The organism is Paenalicyclobacillus macrosporangiidus, assembly GCF_900116805.1.
Lineage (GTDB): Bacteria > Bacillota > Bacilli > Alicyclobacillales > Alicyclobacillaceae > Alicyclobacillus_H > Alicyclobacillus_H macrosporangiidus.
In genome coordinates this window covers 140,618-156,039 of record NZ_FPBV01000001.1, presented here as the reverse complement: position 1 = coordinate 156,039, position 15,422 = coordinate 140,618, and the positions used below count along the sequence as shown (strand labels likewise).

General features: G+C 64.6%; 16 protein-coding genes and 1 riboswitch. Of the genes, 6 read left to right on the top strand and 10 right to left on the bottom strand.

Translation table 11 applies throughout. The annotated features are described in order from the left end of the window. Nucleotides 1-32: 32 nt before the first annotated feature. Nucleotides 33-1,337 carry an MFS transporter gene (locus BM357_RS00700; RefSeq protein ID WP_083430046.1) on the bottom strand — a complete coding sequence of 435 codons (1,305 nt, stop codon included), beginning with the start codon at nt 1,335-1,337 and terminating at the stop codon, nt 33-35. Nucleotides 1,338-1,492: 155 nt separating this feature from the next. Here BM357_RS00700 and tlp point away from each other — a divergent pair, with 155 nt between their 5' ends. Then, nucleotides 1,493-1,720 carry a small acid-soluble spore protein Tlp gene (gene tlp, locus BM357_RS00695; RefSeq protein ID WP_074948608.1) on the top strand — a complete coding sequence of 76 codons (228 nt, stop codon included), beginning with the start codon at nt 1,493-1,495 and terminating at the stop codon, nt 1,718-1,720. A gap of 111 nt (nt 1,721-1,831) precedes the next feature. Next, nucleotides 1,832-2,434 carry a Maf family protein gene (locus BM357_RS00690; protein WP_245783780.1) on the top strand — a complete coding sequence of 201 codons (603 nt, stop codon included), beginning with the start codon at nt 1,832-1,834 and terminating at the stop codon, nt 2,432-2,434. 95 nt (nt 2,435-2,529) lie between these two features. Here BM357_RS00690 and BM357_RS00685 read toward each other — a convergent pair whose 3' ends face one another. Next, entirely contained in the window at nt 2,530-2,904 is a 375-nt protein-coding gene (locus BM357_RS00685) for a DUF423 domain-containing protein (RefSeq protein WP_074948604.1), read from the bottom strand. 14 nt (nt 2,905-2,918) lie between these two features. Continuing rightward, entirely contained in the window at nt 2,919-3,674 is a 756-nt protein-coding gene (gene hemQ / locus BM357_RS00680) for a hydrogen peroxide-dependent heme synthase (protein ID WP_074948602.1), read from the bottom strand. A gap of 224 nt (nt 3,675-3,898) precedes the next feature. On the opposite strand from hemQ, the gene BM357_RS00670 reads away from it, so the two are divergent. Genes BM357_RS00670 through BM357_RS00660 form a run of 3 tightly spaced genes read left to right on the top strand, consistent with a single transcriptional unit; the run spans nt 3,899 to nt 7,156 of the window. Further along, nucleotides 3,899-4,915: a LacI family DNA-binding transcriptional regulator gene (locus tag BM357_RS00670; RefSeq protein ID WP_139234491.1), complete on the top strand. Its 1,017-nt coding sequence runs from the start codon at nt 3,899-3,901 to the stop codon at nt 4,913-4,915. 15 nt (nt 4,916-4,930) lie between these two features. Next, entirely contained in the window at nt 4,931-6,217 is a 1,287-nt protein-coding gene (locus BM357_RS00665; RefSeq protein ID WP_074948600.1) for an MFS transporter, read from the top strand. A gap of 36 nt (nt 6,218-6,253) precedes the next feature. After that, nucleotides 6,254-7,156 (top strand): dihydrodipicolinate synthase family protein, encoded by a 903-nt coding sequence (locus BM357_RS00660; RefSeq protein ID WP_074948597.1) that lies wholly within the window; start codon nt 6,254-6,256, stop codon nt 7,154-7,156. Between the two features lie 64 nt (nt 7,157-7,220). Here BM357_RS00660 and BM357_RS00655 read toward each other — a convergent pair whose 3' ends face one another. The 7 genes from BM357_RS00655 to BM357_RS00625 form a co-directional block, all read right to left on the bottom strand. Next, complete coding sequence (locus BM357_RS00655) at nt 7,221-7,466, bottom strand: hypothetical protein (protein ID WP_074948595.1); 246 nt, start codon at nt 7,464-7,466, stop codon at nt 7,221-7,223. 12 nt (nt 7,467-7,478) lie between these two features. Further along, nucleotides 7,479-8,060, bottom strand: a complete 582-nt coding sequence (locus BM357_RS00650) for a sulfocyanin-like copper-binding protein (protein ID WP_074948593.1) — start codon at nt 8,058-8,060, stop codon at nt 7,479-7,481. An 80-nt stretch (nt 8,061-8,140) separates the two neighbouring features. Next, on the bottom strand, nt 8,141-9,295 hold the full coding sequence (locus BM357_RS00645) for an HAD family hydrolase (RefSeq protein ID WP_074948591.1): 1,155 nt from the start codon (nt 9,293-9,295) through the stop codon (nt 8,141-8,143). A 137-nt stretch (nt 9,296-9,432) separates the two neighbouring features. Beyond that, complete coding sequence (gene serC, locus BM357_RS00640; protein WP_074948589.1) at nt 9,433-10,551, bottom strand: 3-phosphoserine/phosphohydroxythreonine transaminase; 1,119 nt, start codon at nt 10,549-10,551, stop codon at nt 9,433-9,435. A gap of 20 nt (nt 10,552-10,571) precedes the next feature. Beyond that, on the bottom strand, nt 10,572-12,155 hold the full coding sequence (serA, locus tag BM357_RS00635) for a phosphoglycerate dehydrogenase (RefSeq protein ID WP_074948587.1): 1,584 nt from the start codon (nt 12,153-12,155) through the stop codon (nt 10,572-10,574). Between the two features lie 62 nt (nt 12,156-12,217). After that, nucleotides 12,218-12,337, bottom strand: a riboswitch (ZMP/ZTP riboswitch). Between the two features lie 159 nt (nt 12,338-12,496). Further along, nucleotides 12,497-13,219 carry an amino acid ABC transporter ATP-binding protein gene (locus BM357_RS00630; RefSeq protein WP_074948585.1) on the bottom strand — a complete coding sequence of 241 codons (723 nt, stop codon included), beginning with the start codon at nt 13,217-13,219 and terminating at the stop codon, nt 12,497-12,499. Beyond that, complete coding sequence (locus BM357_RS00625; protein WP_083430044.1) at nt 13,152-13,871, bottom strand: amino acid ABC transporter permease; 720 nt, start codon at nt 13,869-13,871, stop codon at nt 13,152-13,154. The genes BM357_RS00630 and BM357_RS00625 overlap by 68 nt, the downstream gene beginning before the upstream one ends. Before the next feature lie 294 nt (nt 13,872-14,165). Between BM357_RS00625 and BM357_RS00620 the strand changes: the two genes are divergently transcribed. Then, nucleotides 14,166-15,416, top strand: coding sequence for a glycosyltransferase family 39 protein (locus BM357_RS00620; protein WP_074948583.1), 1,251 nt, complete (start codon nt 14,166-14,168; stop codon nt 15,414-15,416). Nucleotides 15,417-15,422: the final 6 nt, after the last annotated feature.

Here is a 15,422-nt window from a genome sequence, read left to right as displayed (position 1 = left end):
CGACGGACGTCGGAACGTCGGGCCGCCTTCCGTCACAGTGCCGCGGCGTCGGCCGCAGGCGCGTACACCTTGGATTCGTACCGACCGAACCAGACCCGGTACAGGGCCGATCCCAGCAGGTAGAGCAGGGCCGTCCCGCTGAACGCGATGGCGTAGCCCGTGTACGGGCCGTACAGGTGCACCATCTGGGTGCTCACCGGTCCCATCACCGCCCAGCCCAGCGTCCACAACGTCTGTCCCAGACTGACGGCCAGGCCGCGGACGTCCTCGTGAACCAACGCCATCATCACCGAGTCCTGGATGGGGCTGGCGGAGTTCATGAGGGCATTTCGGATAATGACCGCACCCGAGGCCAGCCAGACGTTGGACGCCCACCCGGTGATGAGCAGAAACGGGATAGAGGCCATCTGCAATCCCACCGCCGCGCGAACGGGTCCGAAGCGCTTGGCCAAGGCGGGCCCGACGAACATCGCCAGCGCGGTGCACGCCTGCGCCAAGCCGATGACCAGGCCGATCCCGGCCTTGGCCATATGAAACCGCTCGGCGAAGTACAGGTTGAGATACGGAATCACGAGGCCCGCGCCAAACCCAATCAGCGCGGCGCAAATGCTGAATTTCACAATCAGCGCGAGCTGCTCCCGCTCCGCCACGAGACGCGGCCACATCTCCCGCAATCCGGCGCGGCGTGCCGAATGACCCGCCACCGTTTGGTCGGAACGCCTCGTTTCCTCCGTGCGCGAGAACGGGATGACGGCGGCAATGGCGAACACCCCGCCTACCAACAGCGCGGCGCGAATCGACCACACCGGCCCGAGATACCCGCCCAATCCCTGCGCGAGGGAGCCAGCGACAAAACTGCCGAGCACCTGCGCGACCAACCCGATGGCGAAGTTCACGCTGAACAGATGAAAGCGCTCCTCCTGCGCCGTGTTCTCGGCGAGAAACGGCAGGATGGAGACCCAGATCACCGACTGCACCATGCCGTTCACAAAAGCGCTTGCAACGATCCAAAACGGGTCCGTCACGAACACCTGCCCGACGGATACCACCGCGCTGATCAGGCCCGCACCGACAATGGTGCGTTTGCGGCCCAGGCGATCGCTGATGATCCCCGCGGGCACCAGAGAGATAACCCCCGCCAGAGACGAGGCCGACACGTACGCACCCGCGACCGTGTCCGGGAGGCCCAGACTCTTGATATACAAGTTGTACAGAATGCTGGTGAAACCGCCGCTCATTTGCGACAAAAAAGCAGCCAAAAAGAACAGGCGGACATTGCGGTGCGCGCCTGTGATGGCATCCCGGTAATCGACGGCCATCCGAAGCAGTGTCTGCATGATGACCTCCTGTGCAATTTCCTCAGTTCAGAGAGCATAACACAAGGTCCCCGGCTTGGGAAGGGTCCGAGGGGTCCCGGTTCACCGGCTTCGCATAACCCGGCCCCGGGTGCACAGAATACGCGTGTTCACCCAACAGCGAGGAGGTCCAAAAGATGCCGAAACCGGATGATCGTTCGGACAATGTCGAGCGCATCGCCGATGCCATTCAGAACACCATGGCCAATCTCCGCGAGACCCGCGACTTCTTGAAGGCCCACGGAGAACAGATGCGACCCGGGGACAAGGCGGCGTTGGAAGCGAAGAACGAGCGCCGCGAAGCCGCCATCGAGGGTTTCCACGAAGAGATCCAGGACGAGTCGGCGTTTCAGCGCCGCACGTGAACATCGCCCACCGGGGCCGTCCGGCGGCGTTCGCCGGGCGGCCCGTTTTTTCCCCAATGTGGTATGCTCAGTTCAAACGCAACGAAATCCCAGGTGATGCCGATGCCCGTATTGTCCACACCCACGATCCCGATCATCCTCGCCTCCGGGTCGCCCCGGCGCCAGGAGTTGCTCGCATCCCTCGGCCTCCAGTTCGAGGTCATGCCGAGCCACGTGGACGAAGATGTCTCCGCGGGCATCCCGCCCGCCCAGTACGTGGAAACCCTGGCCGCGCGCAAGGCGCGGGCCGTGGCCGCCCGTCTGGCGACACGGGGCGAGGCCCCGGCCCTGGTCATCGGGTCGGACACCACCGTCGTGATCGACGGAACATACTTGAACAAACCGGCAGACGAGGCCGAGGCCATCGCCATGTTGTCACGGCTGCAGGGCGGCACCCACGAGGTGTACACCGGCCTGTGTGTCCGCCACCACCCCAGCGGCCGGGAGGAGATCGCCCACTCCGTCACGCAGGTGACCATGCGGCCTCTCCCGGAGGAGCGCATCCGCCGCTACGTCCGAACCGGCGAACCGATGGACAAGGCGGGCGCGTACGCCATTCAGGGGTATGGAGCGACGCTCGTCCAGCGCATTGAAGGAGACTACTTCACCGTGGTCGGGCTGCCCGTTGGCCTCCTGGCCGACCTGCTGGAGCGCTTCGGGGTGCCCGTCTTCTGACCGGGCGACCGGCGAGCGGGCCGGACGGCCCCCATGCCGGTGCCCGGGACGGGCCGGAGCGGCGCCCCCATGCCGTCGCTCCCTGCCGGACTCCATCAGCCGGCGCGCAGGCCGGCGAGGACAACCATCAGCCATCCGGCGAGGAAACACAGCCCGCCCACCGGGGTGATGGCGCCGAAGGCCCCGACGCCCGTCAGGGTGAGCGCATACAGGCTGCCGGAGAACAGGATGATGCCGGCGACGAACAGCCACCCGGCCCACATCAACAGGCTGGACCCGCCGAGCACGGCGGCGAGCGCGGCGACCAAGAGCAACGCCAGCGCGTGCGTCGCCTGGTAGTGGACACCGGTCTGAAAGACGTCGAGCCGGTCCGGGCTCAGGCGCTGCTTGAGCGCGTGGGCCGCGAACGCCCCCAGAGCGACCGCCAGGAATCCGAAGATCCCGCCGGCGACGATGAAACCTCGGTACATCCCCCTCTCCCCTTTCAGCGCGCTTCCAGGTGGAGCAGCCGCGCCAGCCCTTCGTCGCCCAGGCGGTTTCCGACGTAGAAGCCGCCGAACTCCCCGAACCGGGCGCTGGCCTCGTCGAAGCGCATCTCGTAGACGAGTTTCTTGAACTGCAGCGGATCGTCCGCGAACAGCGTGACTCCCCACTCCCAGTCGTCCAGGCCCACCGATCCGGTGATGATCTGCGTCACCTTCCCGTGGTATTTGCGGCCAATCAAGCCGTGGCTCTTCATCATCTCCCGCCGTTGTTCCATCGGAAGCATGTACCAGTTGTCCTCGCCCTGCCGGCGCTTGTTCATGGGATAGAAACAGACGTATTCCGTCTTCGGCAGGACCGGCTTGAGGCGTCCCTGCAGGTAAGGGTCCGTGTCGGGATCCACCCCCGGCTTGGCCAGATAGCTGGAAAGCTCGACGACCGACACATAGGAATAGGTGGGTTCGGTAAAATCGGCGAACCGGCTCTTCTGAAAGCGCGCCTTGACCTCGTTCAACTCCTGAATGGTCGGGCGCATGTGCAAGAACATCAGGTCCGCCTTGTGTCCGGCCATGTGATACTGGCCATACGCCCCCTTGCGCTGTCCTTCCACCTCGGCGAACGCCCGCGTCAGGGCGATGAGCTCGTCCACCGCCCGGGCGCGCTCCTGGGCGGAGACGGACCGCCACGCCTTCCAATCGATCCGCCGCATGTCGTGCAGCGCGTACCAACCTTCCAACGTCTCAACCGCTTCGTTCATCGATCCGCGACTCCTTTTTCAATCCGGCGCCCCCCGCCGGAGGGATTGGATGCAGATACAGCGCAACCGCGCGCCGTCCAAGCTACTCATACACTAACGCAATCGCCGCCCAGGTACAAACCTCCATCGTATACGTCGAAATCCATTGACAATTCATTCAAATCCTATTTATCATGAAGGCGACCTAAAACGATTTACGTAGAACGATTCACGGCGAGGAGGTGGTGACATCGCCGACCATCCGGGATGTCGCGAAGGCCGCAAACGTCTCTGTAGCGACGGCGTCGCTCGTGCTCAACCAAAAAGCTGGGAGCGTGCAGATCTCCGTCAGGACACGGGAACGAGTGCTTCAGGCCGCCCAAGAAGTCGGTTACGTGCCGAACATGGCGGCGCGCAGGCTACGCGGAAACGCCGGACGGACGGTCACCATCGCTGTATTGTGGCCGGTGGACACCCGCGTCGGCTTGATTGGCCGGATTCTGACCGGCATTCAGGAACATATCCGGACGATCTCGGAACCACGTGTGGAATTGATGGTCGAAACCTATGAAAGCGGGAGGCTCCGCGACGTTCGGGGGCTGGTCGAAGCGAGCACGTTCAACGGCGCCATCTTGGCCAACACGACGAGAGAGGACGACGCGTACATACACAGCCTCGATCCGGCCGTTCCAGTGGTGTTGTTCCATCGGCACTCCCAGAAGTACCCGTACGTCACGGCAGACAATTTCGGCGCCGGCTGCGAGATGGCCCGACAACTGACCGCCCATGGCCATGAGCAGCTGACCGTCCTCGTTCCTGACGTCTCATCACAAGCCATCCAAGACCGTGTGCATGGCATCGTGCACTTTCTTCACTCTGCTCCCGACGCGCCCAGGCACTCGTTGATCTACTGCCCGTTTCATGAGGTCGGCGGGTACGAAGCCGTCATGCAATTGGTTCAATCGGGCCTTCGGCCCACGGCGCTCCTCTGTCTGAGCGACCAGGTCGCTATGGGCGCCTTGTGCGCCTTGAACACATGTGGAATGAAAGTCCCTGAGCACTGTGAAGTCATTGGATTCGACAACCAGGAGTTCACCCAGTTCACGGTGCCCAGCCTGTCGACGGTGGATCTGCCTGTCGAGACGATGGCCGCACAAGCGGCCGACATGCTGCTACAGAAGATTCTGCATCCCTCGCAAGAACTCATGTCCATTGAACATCCCCTGCGGATCGTGCACAGGGACACGACCCGGCAAGGCTAGGAGGATGGTGGCCAAATGAGGGCATTGCATCCAACTGAGGAGCACCTCGTCCTGCACAGACGGCCGTCCACGTTGCGATGGTGGTTCGTCGTGTTGCTGCTGGTCGGCGCGGTGGTCAACTATCTGGATCGCGCCAATCTGAGCATCGCCAATCCGCTGATCTCGAAAGAGTTTCATCTTTCCCCGGCAGAGATGGGCGTCCTGCTCTCCGCGTTTCTGTGGCCGTACGCCTTGGCCAACCTGCCCGCCGGTTGGCTGGTCGACCGGCTCGGTCCACGCCGGTTGTTTGCGTGGGCTTCCGGTCTCTGGTCGCTCGTCACCTTCATCAGCGGATTCTCCAGGACGCCTTCGTTCCTGTTGACCATGCGCATCCTGCTCGGCATATCGGAGTCCCCCTTCTTCACCTGCGGCCTCAAGGTGACCGAGCGCTGGTTTTCGAAGGAAGAACGCGGCCTGCCGACCTCCATGTTTAACACCGGGTCGCAGATCGCCAACGGCATTGCCCCGCCACTGCTGACCCTCTTGATGTTGTCGTTGGGTTGGCGCGGCATGTTCATGTGCATCGGGGCAGTGGGGTTTGTCGTGATGATCGCCTGGCTGCTCGTGTACCGCGACCGCCCCGGCATGCCTGCCGAACCGTCGCCGGCGTCCGATCCGGCGGTGTCCGCGCCCGCACCTTCGACCCGGCGCAGCTGGCTTTCCCTCTTCCGCCATCCGTCCACCTGGTTCATGATCATCGGCAACTTCGGCGTGGTGTTCACGGTTTGGGTGTACCTCACGTGGTTGCCCGGCTATTTGGAGAAGAGCCGGCATCTGCGCATTCTGCACACCGGCTGGGTAGCGTCCATCCCGTTTTTGTGCGGCATCGTCGGCGTGCCATTGGGCGGGGTGATCTCCGACGCATTCATTCGCCGCGGCTATCCACCGGTCACGGCCCGGAAGATCCCGATTGTGGGCGGTGCTGTGCTGGCTGCGCTGGCCGTCGCTCCGGTGCCGTTCGTATCCGACATCGTCATGTGCATCGTGCTGCTGGCCATCGGTTACTTCGCGGCCGCCCTGCCATCCGGGGTGATATGGACACTGGCCGCCGACATCGCGCCGTCGGAGCAGGTGGCGTCTCTCGGTGCCATCCAGAACTTCGGCGGATTTCTGGGTGCCTCGCTAGCGCCCATTGTGACGGGCCTCATCGTCCAAGCGACGGATTCCTTCAATCTGGTGTTCGTCGTGGGGGCATGTCTGCTCGTGGTGGCCGCCATCAGTTATGGTGTGTTCTTGAGACGTCCGATTGAAGACCACGCATGAGATAAACCGCAACCCACCACACGAGGAGGATACGACATGGACCTGAATCACCGCGGCGTGTACACGGCGCTGATCACCCCGTTCACGGCGGATGGGAAAGTCGATTACACCGCTTTTGAAGCGCTGCTGGAGTTCCTGATCGACAAAGGGGTACACGGGCTGTTCCCGTTGGGGACGACGGGCGAGGGCATTCTGATGTCCGTCGAGGAGCGCAAACAAGTCGCGCAGTTTGTCGTACGCGCCGCCAACAACCGCGTCCCGGTCATCGTGCACGTCGGACACGTGCGCACGGAGGAGACCATAGAACTGGCGCGCCACGCGGCATCTGTCGGAGCCTCGGCGGTCGCCGCGGTCACCCCGTACTACTTTCATTTGGGACCGTCGGAACTGTTCCAACACTACGTCGCATTGTCCCAGGCTGTGCCGGAAGACTTCCCTATCTTCACGTACCACATCCCGTCCAACGCGAGAAACGCCGTCACGCCGGAATTGATCAAACGTCTGCTCGATGAGACACCGAACATCCGAGGGCTGAAATACAGCTCCGATCAACTGACAGAACTGCAGGACATCCTGCTCACCGCAGGGGACGACCTGACCGTCATGCTCGGCCCGGACCACCTCGTCCTGCCCGGTCTGACGCTTGGCATCCAAGGCAGCGTATCGGGGTGCTCCAACGTCTTTCCTGAACCGTACGTGCGCCTGTTCCACGCGTATTGGGCGGGGCAATTGCAGGAGGCGCAGAGACAGCAGAAGATCATCGCGGAATTGGTGCGCATCTTCCGCGCCGGTGCCCGACTGTCCCTGTTCAAAGAGGCCTTGGCGTTTCGCGGACTGACAGGCGGACATGTGCGTGCCCCGCTCGGTCCGTTGTCAGCCGACGAACAGCGTGTCCTGTTTGAACAGTTGGAGTCGCTGGCCGAGCGGTACAAATGGTAACCCCCGAGATCGCCAAGAGGGACGTGCCGCCGTCCGGCAGGCCACGTCCCTCACGTTGCTGTACTCATACGTCCTCGTCCGTGACCTCCTTCGGAATCCGCTCACCCGTCGGCGTGAACAGGTACTCTTCCCACGGCGCCACTTCATCGAGCGCCTGCAGCTCCTCGAGCGTCACCGACACCCGCCGCTCGGCCGGCAGGTCCAAAGGAGGACGGGCGCGTAATGGCTCGCGATCACCTGGCGACAGCGGCCTATCCTCCGTGACGGCATCCCTTCCGTCCGTACGTCCCATCGGCTCCGTTGGGTCCATTGGCCGTCCCTCCTATCCCTCGAACGACACGTAGATGCGCGGCGTCACCACGTCGTTGGCGACCGTCAGCGCCGCCCACATGCCCTTGTCCCGGTGCCCGGCCACCCCGCACACCACGGCGTACCGGCCGGGGCGATTGGCGATGAAGCGAAAGTCCGCGGCGCCGCCCGGCGGAGTGCCGACGGCGAAGCTCGGCGTGTGCGCTCCCGGAAACGCCGGCTTCCAGCCCCCCGTCCGCTCCGCGAACGGCACCACGACGGCACTGTGCGGCGCGGTCTTGCTCTCGTTGCGGTAGTGCACGCGCACCGTCCAGCCCGGTGGGATAGCGACGGTCATCGTCCCGTTGGGATAGCCGTTGAAGTTGTTCTCCCGGTTTCGCCCCGCCACCAGCGTCAGGTCCACCGTCCGGTGAGCCGGATCCGATTGCATCCACTGTGACGTCGCGAGGATGTTCGCCCCGCCCGCCCGGGTACCGGTGGCTCCCACGGAGTTCCATGCCCGCATCGCGCTCGGGCTGTGCGTCTGGCAGCCGCACGTCAGACACAACAAAGCGGCGCACAGGGCGCCGGTCACGGTCATGGAAAGCCTGCGCATGACGACCCCTCCCGGCCATCCGCTCCGTTCCGCCGGATGTGTCCCCGGCGCACGGCGGATCGTTCCTGAGGGTAGCGTGGTCAGTGCACGGCATCCGTATGCGCAGAATCCAACAACGCTCGCTCCAAGCCCAGGATGTCGTCGAGAATGTACTCGCAGCCGAGTTCTTCGAATTTCTTTCGCGCCGCCTGCCCGGTCAGCCCCGTCAGGACGGCCGCGAAATCGAACCCCGCCGTGCGGGCAGCCATCCAGTCCGCCACCGAATCGCCGACCACCAGGACCGACTTCGCGGCCGGCTCCGGCAGCGGTAGCGGACACCCGATGACCAGACCGGAGTCCGCCGTGCCCAGATAGCTGCGCAGATAGGAGAACGGGTTCGGCTTGGACAAAGGCCGCGCGCCCGGGTACCGCTCCTCCGCCGCCACCACATCGGTGGCTGTCGTGACACCGGCGGGATCGAACAGGGGCAACAGACCGAGCTGCGTCAGCGGTACATGCGTCTCGATGTGTGGGCGGCCGGTCGCAATGCCGAGGCGCACCCCCGCGTCGCGCAGGCGCGTGAACAGCCGGCGCATCGCGTCCGGGTCCGCCAACGGCACCTCCTGGGTGACGAATCCCCGTTTGCCCGTCGGCGCCCCGTCGTTGTACTCGTCGCCCAGGTACCACTCCTGGAAGGTGTGCCGAGCCACCTGCCACAGGGACCGCATCTCCGCCTGCGGCCAGACGTCCTGCCCCTTCAGACGCGCGAAGGCGCCCCCGATGGCTGCGAATAGGTCGGCACTTCCCTGGCAGCGCGCGAATCGCCGCAGGAAGGAGGTGTAGTCCAGCGCTCGCCACGCCGCGGGCAGCTCAGACAATCGCTCACCCAAGGCCCGTACGGCCGCTTCGTCCCAGTGATCCGGCAGCCACGCCTTCACCGGACGGCCGCTCGCCGCGGCCCGCTCGAGCACGTCGAGCAACTGGCACGAGAACTGAAAGAACACCATGTCCCAGTTGGAATTGACGCCCATGCGCTTCATGAAGTCGAGCACCTCGTCCCCGGCGAACACGGCCTGGCGCACCTGGCGCACCACTTCGGATGCCGGATCGGGCACCGGCGCGGGCAGCGCACCGGCGGGCAGACCGAGGAAGCGGGGAGAACAGAGCAGCTCCCACACCGTCAGCGCGGATGCGTTGAAGTAGTGTTCCTCTGACAGCATGACGCCGTCGACGTCAAACAGGATGGTTTTGTACAAACGGGGGTACCTCCCTTTTTCACGCGGACCGGGCATGCGCCGCGCCGTGGCGGATGCGATCCGCTTCGACCGACCCCGGCCCGCGTCCGCCGCGTACACAAGGTCCCGGGCCTGAGCCCCCTGAGCCGTACGCTTGCTCAGCGATACCGGCGGCGGAAGTCGTCCATGAATGTGCGCAGCTTCGCGCACGCCTCCACTGGGACGGCGTTGTACATCGACACACGGATACCGCCCACCGACCGGTGACCGTTCAGGCCGATGAAGCCCTGTTCCTTCGCCTCCTCCAGGAACCGCTTCTTCACCTCCGCGTCGGCGATGCGGAAGGTGGCGTTCATCCACGAGCGGCTCGGGGGATCAATCACGCCCTGGTAGAACCCGTCGCTCTCGTCGATGGCCCCGTACACCAGCGCCGCCTTCTCCCGGTTGCGCGCCTCCATCGCCGTCAGCCCGCCCTGCTCCAGGGTCCACTCCGCCACCAGCGCCACCAGATACACGGCGAACACCGGCGGGGTGTTGTAGCGCGAATCGTTCTTGGCATGCACCGCGTACCGCAGCATCGTCGGCAGTTTGCGCGCTTTGGCGATCTCCTCCGCCTGCGCCAGCCAGTCCTCGCGGACAATCACGACCGTCACCCCGGCCGGCCCGATGTTCTTCTGAGCCCCGGCGTAGATCAGGTGAAAGTCCTCGACCCGCACCGGGCGGGAGCAGATGTCGCTCGACATGTCGGCGACCAGCGGGATCGACAACGAGTGGCGCAAATCCTGCCACTGGGATCCGACGATGGTGTTGTTGGTGGTGATGTGCACGTAAGCCCAGGCGGCGTCCGCCTGCACCTCGGTCCACGACGGGATCCGGCGGTATCCCTCCTCCTTGGTGCTCGCGGCGACGACCGCCCGGCAGCCGACCTTGTCCGCCTCCTGATACGCCTTTTCGGCCCAACTGCCGGTCACGACGTACCCGGCCGCACCGCCCTCGGGGATGAAGTTGAGCGGCACCATCGCGAACTGCAGGCTCGCGCCTCCCTGCAGGAACAGCACCCTGTGGCTGTCCGGGATCCCGAGCAGCCGCCGCAGCCCCAGCTCCGCCCGGGCTTGGATCTCGTCGTACGCCTTGCTGCGGTGGCTCATCTCCAGGACCGACAGGCCGCCCCCGCCGTAACTCGGCAGCTCCTCCTGCGCCCGGCGCAACACCTCTTCCGGCAGCGCCGCCGGCCCCGGATTGAAATTGTACACCCCGCGCCTGTCTTCCCAAGCCATCTCCATTCCTCCCCCAGCCGTCACAGCTCGATGCTGCGGATGGTATGAATGCCCGCAATCTGACCGATGGCGTCCAACACCTCGGACGGCACCGGCTTGTCGACGGAGAGCAGCATCACCGCCTGGCCGCCGGTGTCCCGCCGGCCGACCTGCATGGAGCCGATGTTGATGTCCGCCTCGCCCAGGATCATGCCGATGCGGCCAATCATGCCCGGGCGATCCACGTGCTCGGTGTAGATCATCCGCCCTTCGGGCAGCATGTCGATGCGGTAGTCGTCAATCTGCACGATGCGCGCCCCCGCCCCGTTGTACAGCGTCCCGGCGACGCGCCGCCGCCCCTGGGGCGTGACGGCGGAGACGGACAGCAGGCTCGTGAACACGGTGCTCTTCGGCTGCTTCACCTCGCGCACATTGATGCCCGCCTCCTGGGCCAGCGTCGGGGCGTTGACGTAGTTGACCTCGTCCGCGAACCGCTGGCTGAGCAATCCTTTGAGCACCGTGCGCGACAGAAAAGACACATCCTGGAGGGCGAGTTCGCCGCCGTAGGCGATCTCGATGTCCGCCATGGACTGCGGCGAGAGCTGCCCCAACAGGGCGCCCAGCTTCTCACCCAACACCAGGTATGGCGCGAGATAGTCCGAGAGCTCCTTGTCCAGCGAGGGCAGGTTGACCGCATTGCGGAAAGGCCGGCCCAACAGCACGTTGGCGACCTCCTCGGCGACGACGATGGCGACGTTCAACTGCGCCTCCTCCGTCGAGGCCCCCAGGTGCGGCGTGAAGATCACGTTGTCGAAACGGCGCAGCGGGTGATCCGCCGGCAACGGCTCCTGCTCGTACACGTCCAACGCCGCGCCCGCCACCTTCCCCGCGGCCAGCGCGTCGCACAGCGCCTGTTCGTCGATGATGCCCCCGCGCGCGCAGTTGACGATGCGCACGCCATCCTTCATGCGGGCGAACATCGCCGCGTCAATCAAGTGGCGCGTCTCCTTCGTCAGCGGGGTGTGCACGGTGATGAAATCGGCCGCCGCCACCGCGTCCTCCAGCGCCGCCTTGACGATGCCGAGCTCCTTTGCCCGGTCGTCGGTCAGAAACGGATCGTACCCCACGACCTTCATGCCGAACGCCTTGGCCCGCTTGGCGACCTCGGTGCCGATGCGGCCCATCCCGATGACCGCGAGCGTCTTGCCCATCAGCTCGACCCCGACGAATGATTTGCGGTCCCACACGCCCGCCTTGACCGATGCGTGCGCCCTCGGAATATGGCGCGCCAGGCCAATCATCATGGCAAACGTGTGCTCGCACGCCGAGATGGTATTGCCATCCGGTGCGTTGACCACGACGATGCCGCGCCGCGTCGCCGCCGCCACGTCGATGTTGTCGACGCCGACACCCGCCCGGCCGATGACCTTCAGCCGGCCGGCCGACTCCAGTACCCGTTCCGTCACTTTGGACTGGGAGCGCACCAACAGCGCGTCCGCAGCGCGGACCGCTTGCGCAAGCTCGGCCTCGGACAAACCGGTCCTCACCTCAATCTCGATGTCCGGCACAATCCGCAGTTTCTCCAGGCCCTGCCTCGAGATGTCGTCGGCGACCAACACCTTCATCGCGTGTCCCCCCGTCGTGGTGATGGATGCAAAAAGCCGCCCGAACACTCCTCTTTCGCAAGTCAGAGCGCCCAGGCGGCCGGCTGACGGGCCCGGGGCGAAGACGGCCGCCCCCCATGGCCCGTGAAGATTCGCACTCCCCCGAGGTTCCCCTCGCAATCCCGCCAGTCATGCGAATCCGATATGGATTTTTGTACAGGGTACCCCACGTCTGTGAATTCCGTCAATCCGCACGATCCTGATGAAAGCGCTGCGAATGTTACAGAACTGTGACGGCGGTGAGGACAGCCTGCGCTCCGGTCGTGCGCTAACGCGAGCGCTCCGCGCAGGCGGCACCCGCCTCACAACAATTTCTCCAGGAACGCCTTGGCGCGCTCGCTCTGCGGCCGGCTGAAAAACTCCGCCGGCGGCGCCTGCTCAATCAACTGGCCGTCGTCGAGGAAGCAGATCCGGTCCGCCACTTCCCGAGCGAAACCCATCTCGTGGGTGACGATGGCCATCGTGATGCCCGTGTGGGCGAACGAGCGGATGACCTCGAGGACCTCCTTGACCATCTCCGGATCGAGCGCCGAGGTCGGCTCGTCGAACAACATCACCTCGGGCTCCATCGCCAGCGCGCGGGCGATGGCAACCCGCTGCTTCTGGCCGCCCGAGAGCGTGGCGGGGTAGACCTCCGCCTTGTCCTCCAGGCCGACGCGCCGCAACAGGTCCATCGCCTTCGCGCGGGCCTCTTCCTTCGACAACCCCTTGACCGTCACCGGCGCGTACGTCAGGTTGTCGATCATGCGCAGATGCGGAAACAGGTGAAAATGCTGGAACACCATCCCGATGTTCTGGCGCACTTTCATCACGTTGGCCTTCGGGTGGGTCAGCTCGACCCCGCCGACGAACACCTGCCCCGCTGTGGGCCGCTCCAACAGGTTGATGCAGCGCAACAGCGTGGATTTGCCGGACCCGGAAGGACCGATGATGGCGACGACTTCGCCCTTGGCCACCTCAAGCGACACGTTGCGGAGCACCTTCAGCGCCCCGAACGACTTCGACACGTTCTTCACCGCGATCACTGCGCTGCAACCTCCTCTCCAACCGCCTGCCGGCCCACGTGAGACCGATGACCATGACGTAGTAGATGGCCGCCACGATGATCAGCGGTTCGAAATACCGGTACGTGTCGGCCGACACGATGTCCGCCCGCCTCAGCAGATCGCCGGCGCCGATGGTCGACACCAGGGTCGAGTCCTTCAACAGGGCGATGCTCTCGTTGACCAGCGCGGGCAGGATGTTCTTCACCGCCTGGGGAAGAATGATGTCCATCATCATCCGGCGGTAGGGCACCCCCAGGGAGAGGGCCGCTTCGCGCTGGCCGCGGTCGACCGAAAGGATGCCCGCTCGGATGGTCTCCGAGATGTAGGCGGCAGAGTTGAGACCGAAGGTGATGACGCCGGCCATGTACGGCGAGATGTTGTACCCCGTCAGCTGCGGCGTCGCGAAATAGACGATGCTGAGCTGCACCAGCAGCGGCGTACCGCGGAAGATCGACGTGTACACCACGCCGAATCCGCGCAGCAAGCGCCATCGCGAAATCTTGAAAATCGACAGGAACGTCCCCCACAAAAACCCAATCACGGCGGAGGTCAGCGTGAACTCAAGCGTGACCAGGATCCCCTTCAAGATAAACGGGATGCTAGGGGCGATGATGCTGAAATCGAGATTCATGATGCCGACGCCCCCTCTTCTCGGTTGTCGCCTTCCCTGCTGAACGGGAGCGGCCGGCGGACACAAGGCGTATCACACCAGGGCCGGCCGGTCCCTGCAGATTTCCCGAACGATGCAAGGTATGGTAGACTTCGACATGGTTAGCGAATGGGTTGCATGGGCACCTGAAACGGCGTGCCGCCTGCATTCCGCCCAATTACTATAGCAAATCGGCACGAAGGGGTGCTATGTATTTTTATCCATACCTGTGCATGATCTTTGAACATCCATCCGGACGGGAAGGAGGAACCCACCTTGCCCCTGCCGCGTCTGCGCGTCCGCGCCGCACGCCTCCGGGAGGCGGTCGGGCCTCTCTGGATTGTCGCTGTCGGCTGCGCCGTGCACGCTTGGATGTATCTGCGGAGCCGGTACGTGCCCTTGACGGGGGACATGGTGCACTACAACCACGCCGCCGATCTGCTGCTGCAAAGGCACGTCCTCACCTACTGGTCGACCGCGCCGGCTGCGCAGGTGATGCCGGGTTACCCCCTGTTCGTCGCCTTGTGCAAATGGCTGGCGGGTCACGTGTACCCGCGATGGGGCGAGTTCGGTCTGCCTGGATTGCACATGACCATATTGGTGCAAGCCGCTCTCGCCATCGTGACCAGTCTCCTTCTGTACCGGGTCGCGATGCGCCTCTGTCCGCCGCGCTGGGCGATGCTCGCCGCGCTGTTGTGGACGCTGTACCTGCCCCAGGTGAAGGCGGCATCCTTTGTCCTGACCGAGACGTTGTTCAATTTTCTGTTCTGGTCTTTTGTCCTGTCCTTCTGCCGCGCGATGGAGCGCAGCACCCTCCCGAGATGGTTTGTTGCGGGGCTGCTGCTGGGGCTGGGCGTACTCGTCCGGCCGACGCCGCTGCCCTACCTGGCGGCCATCGCCCTGTGTCTGGGCTGGAGATGGCGCACCGGGCAAGCCACCCTGACGGAGACGGTCCGGCGGTTCGGCGGCGCCCTGGTTGGCTTTTTGCTCTGCTTGGCGCCGTGGTGGATCCGCAATTGGCGAACCTTTCACCGCCTTATCTTGACGAGCGATGACGCGGGGAACCCGCTGCTGAACGGCGTCATCCCCGATTGGGCCGACTGGCCCGTGCCACCGGGACTAACGGCGCAGGAACAGGTGAAACTCGCACTGAACGACATGGCCCGTGGGTTTTCCCAACACCCGTTGGCGTATCTCAAGTGGTTGACGGTGGACAAGCTGTGGCGGATGTTCGGCGCCCCCTGGTACCCCGATACGGAGCCGTACCAGTGGTGGGCGAATCTCCATCTCCTGTGGGTTGGCCTCGGCGCGGCCGGCCTGGTGTGGGCCACCCTGGCCGCCCGTCACGTCCGGTGGCTCCTGTGGTTTCCGCTCGTTCTCGCGGGCTTGCAACTGCCGTTCATCCCGCTTCCCCGGTATGTCTTCCCGGTGATGCCGGTGGCGTTTTTGGGGACGGCGGTGTTCGGGTACCGGTTGACGGAGTGGATGTCCCGGCGCATGGCGCCGGAGAGACCCTGGGTCGCATGAGGACGG